Origin of the sequence: Larkinella arboricola (genome assembly GCF_003259745.1) — a bacterium.
GTDB lineage: Bacteria > Bacteroidota > Bacteroidia > Cytophagales > Spirosomataceae > Larkinella > Larkinella arboricola.
In genome coordinates this window covers 794,790-817,770 of record NZ_QLMC01000004.1, presented here as the reverse complement: position 1 = coordinate 817,770, position 22,981 = coordinate 794,790, and the positions used below count along the sequence as shown (strand labels likewise).

Annotated in this window: 13 protein-coding genes; 3 read left to right on the top strand and 10 right to left on the bottom strand. The window is 51.7% G+C overall.

What is annotated here, in order from left to right:
* Positions 1 to 725 precede the first annotated feature (725 nt).
* On the bottom strand, positions 726 to 4,412 hold the full coding sequence (locus LX87_RS19060; RefSeq protein ID WP_111629844.1) for a PKD domain-containing protein: 3,687 nt from the start codon (positions 4,410 to 4,412) through the stop codon (positions 726 to 728).
* Positions 4,413 to 5,059: 647 nt separating this feature from the next.
* Positions 5,060 to 5,665 (bottom strand): hypothetical protein, encoded by a 606-nt coding sequence (locus LX87_RS19055; protein WP_146624506.1) that lies wholly within the window; start codon positions 5,663 to 5,665, stop codon positions 5,060 to 5,062.
* A gap of 1,314 nt (positions 5,666 to 6,979) precedes the next feature.
* Between LX87_RS19055 and LX87_RS19050 the strand changes: the two genes are divergently transcribed.
* On the top strand, positions 6,980 to 7,396 hold the full coding sequence (locus tag LX87_RS19050; protein ID WP_111629842.1) for a response regulator: 417 nt from the start codon (positions 6,980 to 6,982) through the stop codon (positions 7,394 to 7,396).
* A gap of 16 nt (positions 7,397 to 7,412) precedes the next feature.
* On the opposite strand, the gene LX87_RS19045 is transcribed toward LX87_RS19050, so the two are convergent.
* Positions 7,413 to 9,800: a PAS domain-containing sensor histidine kinase gene (locus LX87_RS19045; RefSeq protein ID WP_170139393.1), complete on the bottom strand. Its 2,388-nt coding sequence runs from the start codon at positions 9,798 to 9,800 to the stop codon at positions 7,413 to 7,415.
* Between the two features lie 116 nt (positions 9,801 to 9,916).
* Here LX87_RS19045 and LX87_RS28595 point away from each other — a divergent pair, with 116 nt between their 5' ends.
* Both LX87_RS28595 and LX87_RS19040 read left to right on the top strand, forming a co-directional pair.
* Positions 9,917 to 10,096, top strand: a complete 180-nt coding sequence (locus LX87_RS28595; protein ID WP_170139392.1) for a hypothetical protein — start codon at positions 9,917 to 9,919, stop codon at positions 10,094 to 10,096.
* A gap of 78 nt (positions 10,097 to 10,174) precedes the next feature.
* Positions 10,175 to 10,465 (top strand): hypothetical protein, encoded by a 291-nt coding sequence (locus LX87_RS19040; RefSeq protein WP_111629840.1) that lies wholly within the window; start codon positions 10,175 to 10,177, stop codon positions 10,463 to 10,465.
* Positions 10,466 to 10,538: 73 nt separating this feature from the next.
* Here LX87_RS19040 and LX87_RS19035 read toward each other — a convergent pair whose 3' ends face one another.
* The 7 genes from LX87_RS19035 to LX87_RS18995 form a co-directional block, all read right to left on the bottom strand.
* Positions 10,539 to 11,018, bottom strand: a complete 480-nt coding sequence (locus LX87_RS19035) for an FKBP-type peptidyl-prolyl cis-trans isomerase (RefSeq protein WP_111629839.1) — start codon at positions 11,016 to 11,018, stop codon at positions 10,539 to 10,541.
* Positions 11,019 to 11,142: 124 nt separating this feature from the next.
* Entirely contained in the window at positions 11,143 to 12,075 is a 933-nt protein-coding gene (locus LX87_RS19030) for a caspase family protein (protein ID WP_111629838.1), read from the bottom strand.
* A 33-nt stretch (positions 12,076 to 12,108) separates the two neighbouring features.
* Positions 12,109 to 13,041: a caspase family protein gene (locus tag LX87_RS19025; protein ID WP_111629837.1), complete on the bottom strand. Its 933-nt coding sequence runs from the start codon at positions 13,039 to 13,041 to the stop codon at positions 12,109 to 12,111.
* 15 nt (positions 13,042 to 13,056) lie between these two features.
* A complete protein-coding gene (locus tag LX87_RS28830) occupies positions 13,057 to 15,429 on the bottom strand; it encodes a hypothetical protein (RefSeq protein ID WP_170139391.1) in 2,373 nt (790 codons plus the stop codon).
* A 35-nt stretch (positions 15,430 to 15,464) separates the two neighbouring features.
* Complete coding sequence (locus tag LX87_RS19005) at positions 15,465 to 17,738, bottom strand: hypothetical protein (protein WP_111629834.1); 2,274 nt, start codon at positions 17,736 to 17,738, stop codon at positions 15,465 to 15,467.
* Between the two features lie 83 nt (positions 17,739 to 17,821).
* Entirely contained in the window at positions 17,822 to 20,038 is a 2,217-nt protein-coding gene (locus tag LX87_RS19000) for a hypothetical protein (protein ID WP_111629833.1), read from the bottom strand.
* Between the two features lie 245 nt (positions 20,039 to 20,283).
* The gene (locus LX87_RS18995) at positions 20,284 to 22,941 is read right to left on the bottom strand and encodes a hypothetical protein (protein WP_111629832.1); all 2,658 of its coding nucleotides are present in this window, start codon (positions 22,939 to 22,941) and stop codon (positions 20,284 to 20,286) included.
* Between the last annotated feature and the right edge of the window lie 40 nt (positions 22,942 to 22,981).

The following is a 22,981-nucleotide window of genomic DNA, read 5'->3' as shown; positions in this document are numbered from 1 at the left end:
CACTAATAGGCAAAAAAATAATCAAATCAACTCCTTCAGGTCTGATTTGATTATTAACAAGCAGAAGTCGTCTATTGAAAAAAGAGCTTCGTCTGCTGGTATAGTTGTAAAAATCTGAGATTTACGCCATTGTTTAGCATACCACTTACCCATTCTCAATTATCAGACAAAGGTTTTGAGTATTTTTGATTACCTAACAAATGCTAACCTAATCATGTTATTTATAGTCAAAATGTAACCAAAAGTTTTAATACATAACAAAAAAGCAGTTGACAGGGGCTGTGTAGCCGTTTGCAAGTCTCTAAACGTCTCTTTATTTAAATAAAACGTTTATTAGTAAAATGATTTTATCAGACAAATAGGGCTTTTGCCTTAACAATCTTTTTTAGGCGTTTTTTTTAGACATTCCCCTGAACATTTCAATTTATCAGACAAAACACCTTTTTCAAAAATTCTATTATCTTCTATTTGGAAGCGCATAAAATCTCTTTCAAGCTATAGATAGGCCCAAGATTAAAATTCATTTAATAAACAGACATTAAATTTCCTTAAAATAAAAACAAAACTCATCCTGTCAATAATTTATCCAAGCACTGTTTGAAAAGGCACTGACTCGTTCCAGCTTTAAATAAAATATGCCTTAGCTTCAACCATGCATGGTTGAAGCTAAGGCATATAAGTTTTTACGAACTGTCTATTAAAACCTGATTATCCGATACTCAGGATCAATTTTTCATCAGCTTATGCCGCTTAGCCAGCTTACCCTCACCCACCTGCAATAAATACAGTCCCGGGGCATATTCGCTGCCAAACTGAACTAATTGGCCAGGCTGAATATCAGTCAGTTGCAGTACGGCTCTACCATAGGCATCATAGATCACCACCGGTAATTTCCCATCTTCTCTTCCTTTCACCTCCAGCGTAAAGGAATCAATAAAAGGGTTGGGATAGGTCTTGATCACCAGACCTTCTGTCTCTGCATCATCCTCGGCACTGATTCGGGCAGATGATTGATTAACCACCGTAAAGTTGATGGTTAAAGCTTTCCCAGCGGTTCCCCTGGCAGCACCGTCTGTATAGGGAGTCGCTTTCAACGAGTAACTACCTGTACTGGGTGTCCAGTTCTTATAGTCTCCATTGTTATCAGCAAATAATGCATAAGGAGCATCCGTTTCCGTCTGGGTTCTGGTCTGTCTACCTGTCAGTTCCATCTTGACCGACCCGACGGTCGTAGGGTTGGTGTTGACACGGATGTTCAGATTCCGCGTCGGCAACGTCGCTAGGTTTAAGACCGCCCCCGTAGACAGCACTTTTATTTCCTTGTCCGTATCGGCATTCATCAAACTAAAACTGACCACCGATTGCTGACCCGGGCTAGGCGAAGACTCCGGCGTTTGAGAAGGAGAAGTCGATGAGGACACCACCGTAAAGTTGATGGTTAAAGCTTTACCAGCAGTTCCCTTGGCAGCACCGTCTGTATAGGGAGTCGCTTTCAATGAGTAACTACCTGTACTGGGCGTCCAGTTCTTATAGTCTCCATTGTTATCGCCAAACAACGCGTAAGGAGCATCCGTTTCCGTCTGGGTTTTAGTTTGCTTACCCGTCAGCTCCATCTTAACCGAACCTACCAGCGTGGGGTTGGTATTCACTCGAATGTTCAGATTCCGCGTCGGCAACGTCGCTAGGTTTAAGACCTCTCCATTCGAAATCACTTTTATTTCCTTATCCGTATCGGCGTTCATCAAACTAAAGCTGGCCACCGATTGCTGACCCGTACTAGGCGTCGATGGTTCGCTGGGTTCTTCTGTCGAAGGTGTTTGAGACGAACCTGCCGGAGCGACAACAATCGTTACATCATCGGTGACCTGGCGATTGGTTTTATCAATTACAGTCAACCGGAATACGTACGTGCCAGCCTGCATTTTACTAAGTGCTAACTTTAGAGTGTTTTCTCCCGTTATAGCTGGATTAGGTCCTGATAATTTTGTCCAATATACTCTGGCAATATTGTCAGCCGGACTGCTGGTGGCCACACCCGTAATCACAATACTGTTGGTGGGCAAGACCATTCTTTTATCGGCTCCGGCATTAGCGATTAACTGAGCCGCTATCGGCGTGCACGAACCCGTCCGCACCGCCCCGTGGCTCACCTTATCAAAGATCACATCATTCACCAGGTTCTTCACATTACTCGTCACCGTGTTGCACACATACGTGTTGTAGGTACCACTGTTGAAGTAGATCGCATGATCACAGTTGATGGCCGTGTTGTTCTCCAGGATGCTGCCCAGCACCGAGGGAATCTGCTCATCAACATAGAACTTGCCCGGCGGGTGGTACTCCAGGTAGTTCAAATACCCCTCCGGATACGGATCTCCATCCACCACCGCCCCCACATTGGGAACTCCCGCCGTCAGCCGGTTGCCGCGCATCTCCAACCCGATCGAGGTCGTCCCAAAGGTCTTCTCCTGGGAGTGCTGCACCGGGTGAATCCCAATGAAGTTGCCATTGCTGCGGTCGGTGTTCGAGACATTGTTGCCCACAATCTGGTTGTTATACATAGGAATCAACGTCTGCATACTGCCCCGCATCTGCTGGGAAGGCATCAGGTCAATCGAGCCGCTGTTGAGCAGCGTGTTGTCGACAATGGCCACCTGGGTGGTGGCATTCTTATATAGGGTGATGCCCCGTCGGTTACCTTCCATGGTGTTGCCCTTGATGAGCCAGTTCTGGGCACCCCAGTTGAAGATGGCATACCGGCTGCCTGCCTCCGGCACCACCGCCCAGGCCCGGTCCAGCGTCAGCGTGTTGCCTTTGCGGCTGACGATCTTGCGCCACTGGCCCATGCCCTTGCCGTTTACAATGGCTACTACCGGGTTTTGGTTGGGTGTGCCCCAGTTCTTACTATCATCCCGCAGGGTGGTGGCCGAAGCCCCGCTGACGGTGCCCGTCTCTTCATCGGGGCGGGTCTTGCCTCCGCCTTCGGCGATGATCGTCTCGCCATCGTTGCTGTTCTGAGCCGGTCCGTTGATGACCTTGAAGAGATTGTTGAGCACGGCCACGTTGTCGGCAAAGTTCATCACCAGCACGTGATTGACCAGCGTGGTGGGGTAACGGGCCGAGCCATCGCGGTAGATCTTGTTGTTCTCAAAGACGCCCCCGTGGGTATCATCGATGTTGATGCCGTCGACGGCAAAGGTGATGTGGTTGTTGGCAAAGACAAAGTTGGTGCTGCCATTGAGCATGAAGGGACCCCGGTAGTTGAACTGGTTGTCCACCCCGTGGGTAAACGTCGAGTTGGCAATGAGAATTTTATCACACTCGGTCCACCAGATCCAGTTGCTTTTGGCCAGGTCAAAGCGGATGCGTTGCAGAAACATTTCACTGCCTTTGCCCCGCATGTTGGTGATGATGCTGGCATCGTTGTCCACATTGAGCAGCGTCAGGTCAGCTATGCCCGCCTGTTTGATCTTGGTTTCCCAATAAACGCCTACTTTATCGGAGTTGGTGTTGTAGCCAAACTTGATGATGGTTTTGTCCTGGCCTTCGCCCTGCAGCACCACCCGGTCGAGCATACGGATGCCCTCGAAGTTGTCGGGGAACTCCAGTTTGTAGGTGCCCTCAGGCAGGTACACGATGCCGCCCCCATCGGCATTGGCTTTCTTGATGGCATCACGGATGGCTTTGTAATCGCTGGTATTGCCATCCCCCTTGGCTTTGATGCTTAACCGTTTGTCAGTTTTTACATTATAAACATTCTGATAGAAGTTCAGTTTAGCAGCCCAGCCCACATTGAGCTTAAAGTAGTCGGCGCCGGCTTTGATGGCGGTGATGGTCTTGCTCATCTTAGTCTCGCCTACCGAGCCGCCCAGGCCGTTGGTGACCCAGACGCTGTAGACGCTGCCGGGCTGTAGTCCGCTGGGGGCCTTCACCGTCAGCGAGTAGGCGTCTCCACTCTGGACGGTGGCATTCAGGGAGGTGCCATTGGAAGCTACAAAGCGTACTTTGGGGGAGGCTGTGCTCAGTTGCAGGTTGCGTCCGAAGATGCGCAGGGTGCCTTCGGGGGCTACCTCGGGGGAGTCAAAGTGCATACCCCAGGCCTGGTTGACAAAGACTTTGGGGCTGTTCTGGCCGTTGTCAGTGATCCAGACCTGGTAGAGGTCCAGGCCCAGGTTGGCTGGGATCTGGACGGTGGCCTGGTTGGCGCTCTGCACCAGGATGGGCAAGGTGATGCTCGAGGTGGAGGTGCCTTTATAGAGGTAGGCTTTGGCCGTGGCCCCGAAGTGTCCCTGCAGGCTGATGGCCGAGCCGGGTTGAGCCGAGGGGCTGGCGTTAAAGATCGTCGTTTGCGCGGTGGCAAAAATGCTGAGAGTTAATCCAAAGAGCAAGAAGAATAAGAAGCGTTGAGTCATTGTTGAGTCAATTTACAAGTTACGGTGAGCACAATAGTTCCCTTAGCAAGGCTTTTTGGGCCTTGTGATAATTACTGGCAGTAAACGGTATTATTTAACCTTAGCCGTAGTTCCAGCGAGTAAATTCGCAGTAGCGGACTGGGCTAAAGAGTGAATGTAGTAGGGGGCGGTTTGAGCAGCCGCTAACTGCTTGTCAGGAAATTCGGTCAGTAAAAAGAAAACAGAGCGTTGAGCCATGGTTATATAAATTACAAGTTACGGTATGCACGATAATGGTTTAGTAAAGCCGGAAGAGCGTTACTGTTTCAACACACAGAGGTGAACTAATTATTAGTTAATAACTAAGGGTTCACACTTCAATTTAGTAGACCTGGATGGGGTATTTTTTATCTCAACTCTAAAAATGACTTCGAAGTACACAGCCATTTTTTGCAACTTCAATGTATATACAAGCCGTCACAATTGCCGTGCCAATTCCCAATATGACGCTTAAATTAACGTCTGGCATTACGGATTTTACATTCTTCTCCATTGTCAATCAATTAGTAGATAGACACTTACCACTTATTTTCTTTATCAAAAGTCAGGATGTGGATGACAGGACCTATAACCAAACAGTTACTTACCCGCAGAAACCCAGCACCGGCTTACCCCAGATATGATGCGCTTACATCAACCTGCCACCTTTCCATCCTATAAACTTGATTATGGAGGTAACAGGCGTGATAGCCCACCGGATTAGTTAATCGAATGGCTATGGGATGGACGGTTTTATCTTCTAAGTAAAACCGTTCAGCTACTGGATCAGGAAGGAAATAACCTGAACGTACACAGTCCATTTCAGGATATTTTTGGTAAGCTCTTCTGGCGCTTGGTGTAGTAGTCGCTTTGAACGGTATAGTCAATACGTCACTAATAGTTTGCCTCCCTGCGCCTTCCCTGTAAGGAATTACCTTAGGTATATACGTCCCTGTCACTTGTGGACCCAGGTGATAAGCTAAATGGCTGTTATGAAATAAAGCACAGAACGAGACCCTATACAGTTGGCTATTGTTCCGTTTTGCACTTACTATCAACTTCAGGTGTTCGGCTCTTTTCTGATTTGTATTGGCTTGAATAAGTAAACCTGGCAAATCGACAGGCTGAATACCTGAATTGTTGTCTAACATGCGTAATTCCTGATCCGTATTTGTGTGGATCAAGTTGGAATTCAGGAAAACGTTGGTAGCCTTATCTTTGAAATTCGGGGACATGCAAGCAATGGCAGTCCACCGATGGGTGGCCCGGCCCACGTCAAGTGGATGAGTGACCGGGTTATCTGGAACCTGCCACAACCTGGCAGCCTTAAGAGGAAAAACACAGAAAAGGCCAACCGCTACGAATAAGACTCTGGTTAGATGTATTCGGAAGCTTGATTGTAAAGGTTTTCTGATCATAATCATCTATTTTCAACTAATGTACTGACACGAAATTTCATAAACATACTCTCAAACAAGCGGGCACTACATCTTTAGTTAATAGTGAAACGGGCTGTTAATCATAGCCCAGAGAAATCAAGTGAACGCTGAGTAAACGAGATTGAAAATGCAGGCCATTGATAAGCCTACCATTAAGATCGGTGTAGACGAAGCCCTTTCTGTCGAGCTCTAAATTAACGTGGAATTAAAAACAAATTAAAAAGTTCTTAGAAGAAATAGCAACATAAATCTGCAATAATTTTAAATTCATGACAATGAAAACTAAAATATTATAAGAGTATTTACCTATCTAACAATTACTTACAAAAAAGATAAATCTTGACACCAGAAAATGAATACAGTACAGGGAAATACTAAGATTAAAAACTCCTTAGAGGTAAATTAGAAAATAATAAGAGAAATACCTCAAAATAATTTTCAGAAGATTAAAATCTAAAGCAAAAGAAGATGATGTAGCGCGCTGACCAACTCTATACCAGCCTTTTATATCCAAAAAGAAGGATTAAAAAGAGAAGCCGCTGAATAAAATTATCCCTTATATGTTCCTTCTATAAAACATTCGGTCACTAAGCAATCGACCCGTCCTAGCATTCGAGTTGCCTTTATTTTTAAAATTAAGCAATCGTCAATTCGTGTGGTAAATCACTAGTCCCTCGCAGCAGATTTTTTTTTAGCTTACGGCAAGCTATAAGGTATTTATTGGTTGCATAGCTCACAGAAAATTTAGTTTCTCGCCCGGATCTCAAGTGGTCAACTAGTTTTCCTTTCGCGGACTCCCAGAGTTTTCAGGGCGAACAGATGTTGATAAAACACGCTCCGGAACCATTCCCTCTTCAGTAGAAACTTCCCGAAAATTGGTTAGTTTTAATTGTAGTTATCTGGAAAACGTTTCGGCAGATAGGCGAACCATCTGAAGGCCATGAACGACCGTCGGCCTGTTCATTTTGAAACCGTCTCACCTATCAGGAAGCGATGGTTACCTCGGCATCTTTCTGCTGCGGTGGGTCAAAAGCCTTCAATGCAGGGGGCTGGGCCATGAGAATTAATTCATTCAGTACAATGCCAACAGCAGAAAAATGAGCAAAGCGAATGAACACCGAAAATTTAAAGACGACCGCAAAAGCGCCGGGCTATCGAATTCTAGTGGTCGATGACAATCAGGATTCGGCTACAACGCTGACCATGCTCCTGAAACTGAAGGGCAACGAGGTCCACACACGGTATGGCGGCCGGACGGGACTGGAAGCCGCCGAAAACCTACATCCGCAGGTGGTTATTCTCGATATTGGTATGCCGGGAATGGACGGATACGAGACCTGTCGGCACATCCGTCAGCAGCCCTGGGGAAAAGATACGGTAATTGTGGCCCTGACGGGTTATGGACGGGAAGAAGATAAACGAAAAACCCAGGAAGCTGGTTTCGACGGCCACCTGATCAAACCGGTCGATCTGGCTTCGCTGACGCAACTGCTGGATACACTGTTTTCGCGGGAGCGCACGGACTAGCAGCGGGAGGTTCTGGTTACCCCACGTCAGGAATCCGGTCGGTCGATGGCTCGGCCACGGGCAGGTAGATTTCAAACGTTGCGCCCGAACCGGGTTCGCTCGTGGCCCTGATGATGCCATTGTGATTGGCAACCACTCTGGCACAAATAGCCAGGCCGATTCCCGTACCGGCGTAGTGACTTTTGCCATGAAGCCGCTGGAAAACCTGAAAGATTCGTTCGGCGTATTTCTGCTCGAAGCCAATGCCGTTGTCCGTCACTTCGATAAGGTAATACAGCGCCGACAAATGAATGGGTTTGACCGAAGCCGGCAATTGTGAATTCGCCAGGGTTCGGCAGGTTACCCGAATCTGGGGTGTAGTGTCGGCCTGACGAAATTTGATGGCATTGCTGAACAGATTCAGGAAGAGTTGTCCAAGCTGGGAGGCATCCCCCCGGATAACGGGTAATTCCGCCACCTTAATCTGAGCATTCGTTTCGCTGATGCCTACTTCCAGATCGAGCAGAACCGCCTGAATCACTTCATTGAGCGAAACCCAGGTATTCAGCTCACGGTGGGTTGAGATGCGCGAAAAAGCCAGCAGATCCTTGATGAGCACTGACAACCGGCTGGCCGCCGACTGCATCCGTTGCAGATAATCAATACCGCCCCCCAACTGAGGTCCGTATTGGGCCAGCAGTACATCCCCAAACGCCTGAATTTTGCGCAACGGCTCCTGCAAATCGTGCGAAGCCACATAAGCAAACTGCTCCAAATTCGCATTGCTACGTTGCAAATCAGCCAGGGTGGCTTTCACCTGCAATTCGGCCCGCTTCCGTTCGGAAATATCCAGTGCTGTCAGCGTCAGACCGTCCTCGCGCCGGACGGCCGTAATGGCATACCACCCCTGGAGGCCGTGATCTTCCAATTCCCTCTCGGTCTGAAAAGGAATGCCCGTTTCCACTACATCAACGTAGCGGCCAAACAGCTCCGTCGATTGCGTATACGGCGTAACCTCCAGCATACAATGCCCGATTAATTCCTCCGCCGACCGATGATTCAACTCCTCAGCGGTCTTGTTGAGGTTGACCCAGACAAAATCCACAATGCGCCCGGCTTCCCGAATGGGTGAAAAAAACATAATTGCCATGGGGGCACTGTCCATGATGCTTTGCAGATTGTTTTTAGCCTCCAGCAGAGCCTGGGTGCGCTGTTCAACCTGAAAAGCCAGTTCCTGCTGGAGCTGTCGTTGCTGGGTAACATCCTGCGACATCCCCACCATTCGGACGGGTTTTCCCTGTTCGTTAAAGTAGGTTCGGCCCTGGCTGTGCAGAATCCGCTCCTGGCCCGTGTTCTTGTTGACAACCGTATATTCGGCTCTGTATACCCCACCCGACTCGGGCGTCAGGGCATGGGCAATGGCGGCCTGAATCCGCGTCCGGTCCTTTTCGTGAACTGGATCAAAAGCCGTATTCAGACCGTCTTCATTGCCCGAACCAAACCAGCCGTGCAGCCGGTCGGAATAATGCGTTTTGCCAGTCGTTGGGTTGATGCTCCAGGTACCCAGTTCGGCCAGTTCAATGGCGCTCCGCAACGACTCCTGAACCTCTTCGAGTTGCTGACGGACCAGCACTTGCTGGGTTACATCCGTGGCCGTAACCATAATACCGTAAATTTCGCTCGCGGTATTATAAAGAGCTTTATAGGTATAATTGTAATAGCCGGTCGTGGACTGTCCGCAGCGGGAAGAAGTCACCTTTTCTTCCGGCCGATAATAGGTTTCTCCTGTTTCAAGCACCCGCCGAAGGGGATTCAATAAAGAAGTATGCACTAAGCTGGGCAGCACTTCCGCATACGGTCGGCCTATCACGGACGCGTCGCACCCCAGAATTTCAAGCATTTTTTCGTTGATCGTTCGGATCCGGAAATGCTCCCCAATAAGAACGACTTTGGCGACCGGCGAATTAAAAAAAACATTTTGCGAAAACAACTCGCTTTCTTCCAGCTTTTCCTTCGCCACCATCGTCTGCGTAACGTCCTGCACAATCCCGCTAAACCGCGTCAGTTGCCCCTGCTCATCCCGGATGGTTTTTCCTTTGGCCTGTACCCACCGGAGCGTACCCTCCTGGTTCAGCGTACGGAAAATAATGTTATGATCTTCGTAATTGAGCGGATTGAGTGCCAGCGCATTGGCCTTTGCTACCCGCTCCCGATCGTCGGGATGAACCTGTGACAGAAGAACGGTTACCGACACCTGGGTATCCGGCAACAGGCCAAACAATTGCTTACAAATCCTCGACCATTCAACCTGACCGGTCACCAGGTTAAAGTCCCAGGTGCCTACCCCGGCCGCCTGCAAGGCAAACCGAAGCTGTTCATTCTCCGCAATCATATCACGCTCCACAGAATTGGTAGGCTGGTTCATGGGCACAGGAAAAAGGTGTGATAATATGTGGAAATTCAAAGGCTCACTGAACATTTGGTAAGTAAAGATAGGCCGGGGTTCCTAGTAGCGCAAGAATGTTTCAAAATAACGCAGAAATGGCGTTCTCCGCTCCGCTTCCGGCTTACCAATACCGGGCAACATCCGGAGCGGGCTATGCTGTTTCTTACTTTATGACGATCCGGAAACAGGCCGGGCCAACGATGCCTACGGACGAACATCCACCAGCTCAACAACGTGCTCGGACAACGGAGCAATCGACGGGTTCGGCCGGATAACGGCGGGTTCGCTTGAATTTATCAAACCACCGAACGCTCTTTAAGTTGTATCTCTGTTGCACCTAATCAATCTCCTGTATGAAAGCCAGAAAGAAGGCACTGATCTCCGACATTACCAGCTCGGTGGAATCCAACGTTAGCAAAGCGGGCAAGCTGTCGAAAAAGGTAAAAAAAGCAATTGAAAGGTCAGCCGAAAAGCTGGCGAAGAAGTTAGTCAAGATCTACGACAAAGAAGAAAAGAAAAAAGAGAAGGTGCAGAAGGGTAAGAAGAAACTTCCTGAAAACGCACTAAAAACCAAGAAAATCGCGGTACAAGCGCCGGTTGTCCCCACGCCCGTAACGCTTCAAACCGAACCCGTTAGCGAATAAACGGATGCAGGATAATGACAGAAGCTCGAAAAAATACACTTTCGGGCTTCTGTCATTATACAGGGTACAACCTCTAATTAACCCGGATCAAATCAATTTTAAACACCAGAATTGAATTAGCCGGAATACCGGGTTGTGCCTGTGCGCCATACGCCAGCGTGGGCGGCAGGTAAAGCGTAATGCTCCCTCCGGGGGCAATCAGCGGAATGCCCTCCTGCCAGCCAAAAATGAGTTGATTCAGCCCGAAACTTACCTGGTTTCCACTATCAAATTCCTCACCGTTGGTCAGCTGACCTTTGTAATTAACGGTTACGTTGGAGCAGACGGTTGGCTTGGCACCCGCGCCCGGCGCGTGAATAACGTAATAAAAGCCGCGTTCGTCGGCGGTGGCCGCAATCCGGTTTGAATCAATGTATTGTTTGAGGGTGGCAACCTCTGCCTGTGGTGCTTTGATGCTCACCGGCGTCGGGTCGCAGGGTGTTTGGTCGGTATTCTGCTGGCAACCCGCCAGGAGCAACACCCCGATCAGAAAGGCAAATCCGTATTTTTTCATCAGCAATCGGTATAGGTCGGTTTTATTGCCGAAAACTCTTCCGGCAAATTCGCCAGCGCGAACCTACACCAACCGGGCGTAAACCGCAACTTAAAAACCGTGTTTTCGAACATTCGCACCCGACTCAGGGATTGGCGGGCGTAAAGGTCCACCCGGCCAGCCAGTTTTCTTCCATGCGGTTTCGCTGCCCGAACAACTGGGGCGTTTGCGTAATACCCGGATGACCCGGCAGGATATCCGAAATTATTTTTTCCGAAACCTTCTGCCGAACCTGATCCGCCACCGAATGGTATGAGGCTTCAAAATTACTCTGGTTGACAAGCTCCAGCAGACTTTGCGTGAAAATCATATGGTTATACTTCGACGTGATCCACGATACCTCGTCAAACCGACACGACGAAAGCAGCGTGGACTTGCAGGACGCCACCAGCGTCTTGTTCAGATCCGGGTCCAGGTCGATGGTGTTGTCCGACGTTACCCGGACGTTCGACACGTTGTTGCTCATCTCACTGGGCGACGTCAGGCAAATACCGCACGGAATCAGCGTCTTCATAAAGGTACTGATGGCTTCCAGCAAGTCAATGGCCAGCGGTAACGACGGACATTTGACCGTTGAGTCTGCCACGTGCAAACCGCCCGAAAAACAGGAATCGGTGATAACGGTAAAATTAACCGCATCCGGATACAGGTTCACCGTCAGATCCGACAGGTCGCGGTCGGTAATGACGCCTTCGGCAGCGGGTACGAGGGCTTCGTAGTACAAATCGCAGTCGGGCTGCGCAAAATCGGCCCGCTGCCGGGTGCCATGACCGGCGTAGTAAAAACAAACCGAATCACCGGCCTCCGAAATCGAAAGAACGTGGCGCAGCGCCAGCAGGATACGGCTCCGGGTGGCCTTGAGATCTTCGTAGTAATAAATTTCGGTAAACCCGAAAACGTCCCGCAGCAGGTGGTACATACTGCGGGCGCTGTTTACGCAATTGAATAGGTTATTATTGCCGGAAGGATCGAATATCGTGTAGTTGTCAATGCCAACCACCACTGCTCGTTTAGCCATTTTTAGTCGTGCATTAAGGTCAAAATGATGTAATTAGCCTGGTATGGAGGTCCGCCAGCCGTCCAGAAACGTCTCACCCGACCGGCCAAGCTGACCGAGCAGTTGCGGAGTCTGGGTATTGCCCGACAGCGTCTGAACCCGCGTAATCAACCGGTCAATCAGCCCCTGGTACGTAATCCGGAACGGACAGCTGTTTACGGTATCCAGCAGGGCCTGGGTCAGATACCCGTGATTGGGCGTTTCGCCCGCCGTTTCGTCGTACCGGCAGGCGGCAATCAGCGTCGCTTTGGCCGAAGCAATCAGCGTCTTGTTCGGATCAATGTCGAGATCAACCAACTGCCCATTTTCGATAACGGGATTGCTAACATTCGGAAACAGTTCATTCGAACCGCTGGGCAGACAGACACCAAACGGCCACCAGGTTTGCATGTGCTTGATGTTGGCGGCAATGTCCGGCCGAAACGGAACCGTACGGGGCGTCCCGTGAATGATCGAATCAGCCGCGTGTAAACCGCCCGCGTGGCACGAATCCATGATCAGCGTAAAATTGACGTGATTGGGATTAAAACCGGCCGCCGTGGCGATGGCATCCAGTTGAAAATCGTAAATCCAGTCGCCTTCATACGGAATGATCGATTCGTAAAACCGGTTGTTGTTCGCTTCGGTGCTGGCCGGCAGCAGTCCGCCGTGCCCCGCGTAGAAAAAGGCGATAACATCACCGGCTTCCGAATTGGCGTGCAGGTATGTCAGGGCGCTCAGAATGTTCCGCCGGGTAGCCTGGGCATCCTTCAGCAGAATCACGTTTTCGGACTCGAACCCAAAAGCCTCAATAAACAGGTGGTAAACACTGTCGGCGTCGCGCACGCACCCCTGTAGGGTGGGCCAACTCAAACCGTAAAGATTCTGATCGTGCTGGCTCTGAATGGTGTAGTTATTGATGCCAACGACTAATGCTCGCTTTGTCATAGTTTTAATTGCTGTTTAGGCACCGACCACGCCGATGAGGGTTTCACTGGTCTCCACAAACTCGCCCATCTGGAGCGAATTATCTTTCCCGACAAACGTAAACCGGTACCGGAAAAGGCGCTTTTTGGGATCTTCGACGTTCAGGCGGAATTTCACCGGCTCCGTTTCCGTTGTTAGTCTCAACCGCTCCCGGACCTGCAATTCGTTGTCCGGATCGTCGTACTCAATGTCGATGAATACCATCCGGATAAGGTTGGTGTCGAACAGGGGCACGAAGTCAACGGCAATAACATAGAAGGGATTGGGCACGGCAATTTTGGTGGTTTCGCCGGTAACGGGTTCCATCGTCTGAACCGAACCGTCCCTGAGCCGGTATTCGCAGTGGTAGGTAAACGCCCGGGCTTCTGCATCGCTCAGTCGCAGCTTCCAGGTCTGAACGGCATTTCGGTCCTGGGCAAACGAAAAAGTTTCCTTCGGATTCCAGCCCGTCGGCGACGTGTAGGCCAGATGCACATCAACGGACGAAACCACGGTCCAGTCCACCAGACTTGGCGACACTTCAATTTCCAGGAAACCCAGGTGGTCGAACGGGTGAACCAGCAGGGTCCGGTCTTCCGTCATCACCTCCGGCAGTTCATAACTTTGCTGCTCACCAATCCAGTCCGAATCCGGATCGAAATGGAACTGAATCTGCTGGCTGTAGTCCAGCATACCGGGCGTCATTTTCACCAGCCAGTCCAGCTTTTCAGGACTCGTTTCATCAATGACGAAATCTTTGAATTTCCGATCAGGGCTGCCGGGTTTGCCGTACTGGAGTTTAACGTGAGCCGAAGCCAGCCCAATCCGCTTCTTGTCAAAGGGCGTTTCCACCGAAACCCGGAATTCCCGGAAAAAAGGATCGTCACCGTCCACTTCAAAAAAGTGGCCCTCCCTGGACAAATCCTGCGCCAGCAACCCGAAAAAGCCCTGCGCCGGGTACAGACGCTGTACGGCTTCCGACCGGTTAAACTCGAAGGTTAATTCCTTGTCCTCAATCTGTTTGATAAATTTCAGCTTAAAGGACACCACCGCCGAATCGGCCTGAATGTTGGCTGGGCTCGGTGCCGTGCTGGGCGTGAAATTCAACCCGGCCTGCTGAACCGGAGCCGCCGGGCTGGACTGGGGTGGCATTCCGGTCGCAGCGGTCGCGGCCGCAGCCGGGTTTGTAGTGGCCGGCGGATTGGTCACGCGCGTGGGTTGTTCCGGCGCACCCGACCCCCGGTCAACCGGCGTGGTTATGGGGGGAGTTACTGGCGGAGTATTGCCGCCCGGTGTTGTCCCCCCTGGTGTACCGCCACCCGGCGTGCCACCACCCGGATTGGTTCCGCCGGGTGTACCACCTCCGGGATTGGTGCCTCCGGGCGTCCCTCCGCCGGGATTCGTGCCACCCGGTGTGCCGCCACCCGGATTGGTTCCGCCGGGGGGCGTCCCGTTACCGGGTTGGGGCGGTGTAGGCGTTTGGGGTGGCCTTAGTTTATCGGCGCGGGTTCGGACAGTATCGAGGTTTTCGGCTTGCGCTAAACCACCCGCCAGCTGGCCCGGTGTCAGCGTGGGCTTGAACCAGTCGGCCAGCAGCATTTCCTTGAAGAAATTCAACGCCCAGTCTTCCTTGATCTGGCGATCGGCAGCGGTCGAGAAGTTAATGACATTAATTGTGATTACCCCCTCCTGCTTCAATTTCTCAAACCCGGCATCAATCCCGGCCCGAATGAAATAATACTGCGCTTCGAGGTTGGCACTGAAGTGGTCGTAAACCCGTTTCAGATTCGCTTTGATTTCAACATGCAGCGCAGGCAGTAAGCCACTGTATTTAAGCGAGTACACAACACCAATGGGCTGCCCTTTATCTTTAAACACATTCTCCAGAATGACGGCTCCTGCCTGGCTGAGTCTCAAACTGAAAGCCGCTGAGTTGTCGCCGTGCAGGGACGGTACCGAAGTGCCCAGAATGGCCTCGACGGCCTGAAACGTTCCCTGATCGGTTACCTGAGCGACGGTTCCGCCCCCGCCCTGCAAATCCAGCGCAATGCACTCCACGCTACCGTCGTCGAACGGCACGGCGGCCAGTCGCGGACGATCCGGAGCGATGGACGACAGGCGGGACAGAATTTTACGTTCCAGATCGGGGGTCAGCCGCAGGTTCACTTCAAACATCAGGAACCCGCGTCCGACGACGTTCTCCCCTTCCACATCGCCGTATTTGATGAACGTAAACGCGGCCTGGTTATCCTGCGGTCGGCGGGCCAACTGAACGGGCCCCGGCAGGTACCAGAACTGATTCGGGTCGGCGTGGTCGGCAAATACCGTGATGCCATCGACGGTCATGGTTTTACTTCCAATTTCCAGCATTTTCTAGTGTTTTTTGGTGTGATCAAAAACATCCTCTAGGCCGTCGTAACCGTCAGTGTATCCTCATCCGACGTTTTCCAGTCGCTGACGCGCTGTAAACCGTTGGTGTGCAGGTAGGTAATCTGGTACTGACAGCCTGTATTGTTTGGATCGGCGTAATCATATTCAAAATACCGGGGGCGGTCCTGATGAGAAGCAAACCGGAAGCTGTCGGTAAAACTCAGCCCGGCCTGAACGTCCTCGTACTTCACCAGCACGGTAAACTCCTTGATGCCGCGGTCGGCAAACGGCACGGCTTCCGGCAGAACGGACAGGATTTTATGGCCCCGCATCTGGGGTGTAATGATGGCCCGCTCCGCCAGCGTTACCGACGAGGGCGTTTCCCGAACGGTTCCGTCTTTGGAAATGATCGTGGTTTTGTAGGTCATAAACCGGTGTTCGGGATTGACAAACTGCCTGACTTCGACCGTCTTGACATCTTTGGCGTTCGGATTGAAATTCACCGACTGGTCCTCCCGGATGCTGTTGGCACGGTCTTCATAAGTCACGTCCACAAACACGTTTTCAACTTCAGTCCAGTTGAAGGCGGGCACCACCTGTAGCCTCCGTTTGACGGGATACGGGTCGCGAATGATGATTTTCTCGGTATCGTTATCCGCCCAGGGCCGTTCGACATCGCGGTGGTCGGCCGACCGGAAAATCAGCTTGTATTGAAAACTCCGACGGGCGGGGTCCAGCGCGAACAGATTCCAGATATCCGAGGTTTTCTGCTGATTCAGCAAAAACGTTTCGTTGATGTTGATCTGATGGGCGGCATCGGCATACCGGACCTGTACTTCGACATGCGGGTAGACGGTCCACGGAAAATCCAGCGCAATGATCGACACCGGCACCAGGCTGTAAAGTTCGTGTGGCCGGATTTCATAATTCTCGGTATCAATCACCACCTCCGGCGACGATAGACTAACCGGCCGCTCCGACGCATCGACGTTTTTGAAAGACACTTTGTAACTGGCTTTCACGGCTTTAATCTCGGCACCGTTGACCAGTTCGCTGTTCCATTTCAACGTCTTCTGGGGATTGGCCGCGTCGAGAATGGCGTTCTTCGCGTCGCCATCATACTCCAGCCGGACGTTGACGGATTCGACATTATCCGTGGAAAAATTGGCCCGGGCGATCACGTTAACCCGCCGTTCGCGGAACCACGGATCGTCCAGATCTACCTCCGTCACAAACCGGCTCATGGTAACACCACCGTCGCGGAGCAGTTGAAACAAGCCCTGCAAGTGCCCCTGCGGAAAAATACTGCGCACCACGGTGGTCCGCTCCGTCATGTTGACATCCAGCCGTTTACGATCAATCCGGGTAATATCGACCTTCTTCATCGTGAACAATGGCTGGTGTCCACCGCGCGCGTGCATCAGGGCAATCCGCTCGGCAAAACCGGCAGCTTTGTCCCAACCGTCTTCCTCTTCTTCGTCCGTAATTGGCTGCACCGACGGTTCAAAGAAGTTTTCCAGCACCATATCTTTTACCTCGTTAATGGCGCGGTCCAATCGCCCCAGCAACTCGGCGGCATTGTCGCCCGGTGGAATAAAGCTGTCAATTTCCAGTTTGATGGCCTGCGACTCGATCAGCTCATCGACCACTTTGTCGATTTCGGAGGAAAAAACAAGGAAGTTGGTCCCGAAGGAGTCCTGCAAATGGTGCTGAACCCGGTCCCAGTCCGCCGACACCCGCACCGAGTAGGCCGGGCGCAGAGCCAGGTAATCCAGCGAATAAACCACCCCAATGGGCGACATTTCGCCCTGCATGGCTTTCTCCAGCACCGTCACGCCATTTTGATCAAGGGCGACCGAAAAAGCCGCCTGATTGTCGCCGTACAGCGACGGTTTGGCGTAATGGCTGATTTTCTGAACAAACCGGGGGCCTTTTTCCGAATCCTCCGGTGGCGTGTCGCCCGTTTCGCGGTCGAGCAGCATCAGTTTGACGGTTCCGTCGATGAGCGGCACCGGAACCACGCGCGGTTCGGCGGTCAGGTTGTTTTTCGTGCGTAATTTCCGGGCAATGGTTTTTAACAACTCCGGATCAATGCCCAGGTTGACATCAAAATTCAGGAAACCGCCATTTCCGGCGTCACCTTTGTACTTAATCAACTGAAGTTGAGGCACCTTCACGCCTGACACCGAATCCTCGATGGTCGTAAAATGAGGCATCAGCGGCATGTAGTAAAACTGCAACGGGTCGGCATGGTCACTAAAAATAGAGATGCCTTCAATGACTTCGAAGGGAGCTTCTAGATAAAGCATGAGAATAAGGGAGTCTGGATACGTGGATCGGATAGAGAAGGGTCAGGCAACCGGACGGCGTCGGGCCGCCTGACCCGGAGCGTTTAAGCCGGACTGGTCAACAGCAGGTTCATGCTGTCGGTGGTAACCGGCCCAACCAGTTTCTGCGTATCATCGTTCATAATGTACGTGGCCGCCCACTCGTAATTGATCACGGTTTTGTCCTTCAGTTTCAGGTTCCAGAGCTGATCTTTCGGACGGGCACTGGAGAACACAAAAGCCTTGCGTTCCAGAATGTTGTTAATCGGATCGCTGTATTTCATTTGCAGGCTGACCAGTTTCACCTGTGTAAAATTCAGGGCTTCGGCCGTAATGAAGATGCTCAGACGGTCCTGAATGTCCTCCCCGATCAGCGGGGTGCTGGACGTAGTTTCCGTTTCCGGAATTGGCTCAATCGTTCCGTCTTTGTAAACAATGCTGCCGCTGTAGATAACCTTACCGATGTTTTCGTCGATAACCGGAAACGACCAGTCGAAGAAGGGCTGCGTCTTGCTCAGGGAAAGAGACGTTTCCTGGGTATACTGGTTTTTCTCGTCGGTATACTTCAGGTCCACAAAAATGTTGGCAATTTCATTTTCCAGATCGCCAGCCGCCCGAACGCCAATCCGTTTGGTATTGCTGAAAGGATCGTTGATATACAGCCGTTTGGAATGGCTTTCCTTCATGTCCATCTGAAATTCCTTGCCGTCTTTCATGAAGTACTTGCACTGGTAGCGGAAAGGTTGCGACCGTTTGGCATAAATCACGTTCAGGAACTGGAAACTCCGCTCGGTGGGCGTCATGATATACTGCTGCTCAATCAGATCAACGCCGTTCTGCTGATCCTGGTACTGGAGCACAACCTGCACCTGTTTGACCTGGTCAAAGTTCAGATCGCCGGGAGCCACATCCACCAGCAGAATGCCGGTATCGTCGACGTTCACCTGAAGCGTTCCTTCGGAAATATCCATTGCTTTCTCCTCCGACTGAAAAGCCCGGGCCGCCCCTTTAAAGTTGACCTGATAGCTGTACGTATAGGTATTCTGGCCTTCAACCCGGAAGCTGGCAAACCGGGCCACCTGATCGACGCTCGTAAACCGGAACTCGCCGTTGATCTCGCTGCCAATGACATCCATCGGCAAGCCGTTGTATTTCAGCCGTACTTCCACGCTGCTGATCGGCAACTGATCGAAAGGCGCGCTTACCTGCACCGACACGTTGACCTGCTGGAAAAACGGGTCATTCAGGTCGATAGTCTGCGAGTAATCCTCCCATTTAATCGGGTTACCGTCTTTGTCAACCATGTTGGTGATGTTCAGCACCGGGCCCTGCGGAGCAATGGGCTTCTCGATGATCATGTCTTCGGTGTACTTGAACGAAAACGTGGACACCTGATGACGCATCACTTCCCGCCGGACGTCCTCAATGTCTTCCTCCTTGTACCACTTCCGGGCTTCTTCCGGATTCTCAACCGGCAGGGCCTGAATCATCAGCCGTTCTACCGCGCTGGTCAGGGCCTGCTGCGCCCAGCTTCTGACTTCATCAAGCGTTTTGGGGTCCACTTTGGAGCTTCCTTTGATGATCTTAACGTCCTGCGACTCCGACCGGCGCATAATTTCGGTCAGGGTTTCCTTGTAGTCGTCTTCGCTGCAAAGCCGTTCTTCCACGTTAATGTCCTGAACGTAGCTGTAGAAAGCACTGGAATTGAAGGTCGCAATGGCCTGCAACGGCGGAAGCTTGGCCTCAAACGTCAGTTCATACACAACCACCACACTCCCGCCCTTCCCCTGCAAGGCCGACTCGAAAAAGGTTGCCCCTTCCGGCGTCAATTCAAGGCTATAGGCGGCCACGTTGTTGCCGTACAGCGACGGTTTTCCGGCATCAAACACCTTTTCGACAAACAGGTTGTTTTCTTTGGTGATGTTGATGCGCGACGTTCCGGCGGTGTAGTTAATGGGCGCAATTTTCACGGGCGGGGCCGGATTGATCCCTTTCTGGGCAGCTTCCTGGTTCACCCGTTCCTGCAATTTTTCCTTGATGGCTTCCACCTTTGCGGGGGGCGTGGTAAAGCTGACGCTAAAGGCCACATAACCACCTCCTTTCCGGCCATCCGGACGGTCGATCGGCAGCGTATACTTTATAAACTTAAAAAGCGGATTACCGTTGTCATCGACCTGGATGGTGGGCTGTTGAGGAGGCAGCAGATAAAAAGTGCTGAAATCGACATCATCGCGGTGAACCACGATTCCTTCAACCGTGTCGTAGGGTTCGAACTTGATCATTGTGTTTTGAATTTTAAGTGAAAAGATTTGTTGAAAAGGGCGTATACAATTGAAAAAGAAAATAGATAACTAGTTGACAAACTGAACATTACACTCACCGTAAGGGCAACCACTCCCCTACCCAGAACCGGATAAGGTTCTGGCCGATTTTACTTGATTCCGGATTTGATCTGGGTGAGTTTTGGGGCAGCAATTCTGGGGCTACCCAGCGTTTTTTTGAACGTTATGCGAAGTTGTAAAGCGGTCTATCCGCCAATCCGGATATGGGAATTGCCCTCATTCCCGGAGAACCAGGTGCTTACATCCGTTGAAAAAATAACCGGCGTTGACGCCGTCTCCGATTTCTCGGAGACGACGTTTATCTGGGCCTCATCGGCCTGAAAAACCGTTCCCCGTACATACCGTGAAACTTGTTCAGCCGCAGCCTCCAGGGCTTCTTCTTCGGCTGTCTGCCACAACTCACCGGACGCTTTTTTACTACCGGTTTTCACCATGTGCAGTGTTTCTGATGCCACGGCAGCTACCACCCACTCTTTACACTCCTGCAACGACGCATTCTCGGCCAGACCGTCTGGAGCCTGCTGAATACGTCCCCGAATTGTTACGGTCACCGACTCGTCCGTTTGCCGAACCGTGTGGTAATCAACCCGTAATACATCCTTCTGCTGGTGTAAAGCCGCCACAACGGCATTCTGATCATCTTTTGTAACCGCAGCACTGAAAATGGCCGAAAACGGCGGATAACCCGAGGAACTGGAGGTTGCCAAAACCTTTTCCTCCGACCCGGTTTTAAGCACGACCTCCACTTTTTCGACTTCCACCGGCGCAAAATTTAATTGAATCGCAGCCGCCGGTTCGTTCCGTTCGTTGGCAATGTGGCTTCGCAGTTCTTCCAGCGTCACCGCGTCCGCTTCCCAAACCGTTCCGAGCTGCAAAAAACCGTTCCCGCCCATCACGATCAACGATAAGGTCGGTTTTCCGTCGGGGTCGGTCTGCGGTTTCGGCTGCTCCGGGAGGTAGTAATACCCGTTTTCCTCATCGGGATTTTTGAAGTAGCGTAAGCCGTTAAAAAGCTGATTACCATCATACATATCTTCTGAATCTTTTTGGTGTGGATCAACACGAACGGTCCCTGTATACGGCGATTGAATCTCCGACCAGGGCAGCAACTCCTCCCCGCCCCCATTCAGAACCCGGTAACGAAAACCGGGGTGAAACATGCTGTCGGCAAACCATGACCAGCTTTTTCGGGGCTTATCCATCGTCAGCGTCAATACCGTTGGGCTCGACCCCTCCGGCGGCTCTTCTTCCGGCAGGCAATGCAGCACGATGAGCGCATCCGGCTCTTTCCACTGACCGACAAATTCAACGCTGTGCGGCCCGTACCCGGGAAACGAAAACGAATCCAGGCGCAAACTGCCGTTCGGGTAAAACTCGGCCTGCACCCGTCCGTCCGAATCGACCGCTACGGCTTCTACCACGCAGGTTGGCAGACCGTTGACTTCGGCAGGGACCACCAGCGTCGTTTTCGGCTGACTGGCTGATAAATTGAAGGCCATAGACTTGGCGTTACCGGCCATCTCCCATTGGTACAATCCGTGCAGGGTCGCTTCGTTGAGCAAGTCCGTTGCGGCTTCGATAGCCACCAGCGTAACCGGCAAATCGCGAATTCGCAGGTGCTGGTCTGCCGATAGCCTGGATTCGCCGGTTAGCTCCTGCGTGCCGGCGGCGGTTCGAAACACCACAAAGGGCGCATACGAATACTCTTGCCGTTCAACGGGCGAAAACTGCAATTCAGCCACCTCACTGCTTTGACCGGGCGTAAAAACGACGGTTTTGTTAATGGCCTGCAACCGGTGGGGCGGGTTGGGCGGTGCCTGAAACCGAACCCCAACCTGAAGCACGCTATCGGGCAACTCCGGTAGTTCGTGCGTCACCAGAATCCGCAGAAAACCCGTTTGCAGGGGCGGAATAACCCGTTCGGTATAGACGGTATTGAGTCCGGCCATCTGCACAAGTTTCCGGGCTTCGGCCAACGCGTCGAACTGAAACGTCAGAATCCGGGAGGTTTCCAGCGGGTCCGAGAACTTCCAGATAAATCGCCCTTGCTCGCTGGATTCCGGCAGGTGCCAGTACGGCTGCGGATCGTCGTCGGGCGACGGGGTAAACCTCCCGAACCGGGCCATAATCCAGTCGGCCAGCGTAGTACCAAATTCATCTTCCGTAAACGGTCCTTCCGCCTGAATCGACAGAAACGGAAACGCTGAACGGTCCTGACGGAAAAACTCAACCAACCGGCTAACGGGCATCTGCCGACCGGGATTCAGCAGCGGTTCAACCGTCCGCATCAAATCACCGGGGTTGAATTCCACGGTTGCCGGCAGACGGGGCGCTACGCCTTTTACTTCCAGTTCAGCGAAGGCATCGAGCACCAGCAATTCCTCTTGCAAAGCCTGCTTTATGGCCGTCAGGGCTTCCAGCGACAGCAACCGCGTATACCGCAACCGCGACACGAGCAGCCCGCCCATCGTCACCGGTGCCAGCAGGTCGGCCCCAGCGTTATCTACCCGGTCTGACAGGGACCGAAACCGGAAGAACCCCTGATTAAAAGACGGTTTTATCATCGCCCGCTCCGGCCACCGGTTTCGGACGGTTTCCAGAAACGACGTTTCTACAGAACCAACGTCCAGCCGAAGGTCGATCATGCCGTGTGGTTTGGGCAGCGAAAATGGCGTGACACCCCGGATTAATTCCAGAAAAAAAGCCGGTTTTCCATCGTCCTGACGGGCGACTTGCAGCGTCAGCGGAATCACCGAAACATCGCCTATGCCCTGGTAAGGCGCGTAGGCAATGCCGTTTTCTCCGCCAATGACCTGACTAAAATCGGGAAGACCTTTTTTCATTGGATTGGTGACTGGATACGGAACAAGGAGTTTATTAATT

Coding starts and splice junctions, on each gene's coding strand:
- LX87_RS19050 (WP_111629842.1), top strand. CDS start 6,980: ATGAACACCGAAAATTTAAAGACGACCGCAAAAGCGCCGGGCTATCGA.
- LX87_RS19025 (WP_111629837.1), bottom strand. CDS start 13,041: ATGACAAAGCGAGCATTAGTCGTTGGCATCAATAACTACACCATTCAG.
- LX87_RS19060 (WP_111629844.1), bottom strand. CDS start 4,412: ATGACTCAACGCTTCTTATTCTTCTTGCTCTTTGGATTAACTCTCAGC.
- LX87_RS19055 (WP_146624506.1), bottom strand. CDS start 5,665: ATGTCCCCGAATTTCAAAGATAAGGCTACCAACGTTTTCCTGAATTCC.
- LX87_RS19045 (WP_170139393.1), bottom strand. CDS start 9,800: ATGAACCAGCCTACCAATTCTGTGGAGCGTGATATGATTGCGGAGAAT.
- LX87_RS19030 (WP_111629838.1), bottom strand. CDS start 12,075: ATGGCTAAACGAGCAGTGGTGGTTGGCATTGACAACTACACGATATTC.
- LX87_RS18995 (WP_111629832.1), bottom strand. CDS start 22,941: ATGAAAAAAGGTCTTCCCGATTTTAGTCAGGTCATTGGCGGAGAAAAC.
- LX87_RS19005 (WP_111629834.1), bottom strand. CDS start 17,738: ATGCTTTATCTAGAAGCTCCCTTCGAAGTCATTGAAGGCATCTCTATT.
- LX87_RS19035 (WP_111629839.1), bottom strand. CDS start 11,018: ATGAAAAAATACGGATTTGCCTTTCTGATCGGGGTGTTGCTCCTGGCG.
- LX87_RS19000 (WP_111629833.1), bottom strand. CDS start 20,038: ATGATCAAGTTCGAACCCTACGACACGGTTGAAGGAATCGTGGTTCAC.
- LX87_RS28830 (WP_170139391.1), bottom strand. CDS start 15,429: ATGCTGGAAATTGGAAGTAAAACCATGACCGTCGATGGCATCACGGTA.
- LX87_RS28595 (WP_170139392.1), top strand. CDS start 9,917: ATGGCGTTCTCCGCTCCGCTTCCGGCTTACCAATACCGGGCAACATCC.
- LX87_RS19040 (WP_111629840.1), top strand. CDS start 10,175: ATGAAAGCCAGAAAGAAGGCACTGATCTCCGACATTACCAGCTCGGTG.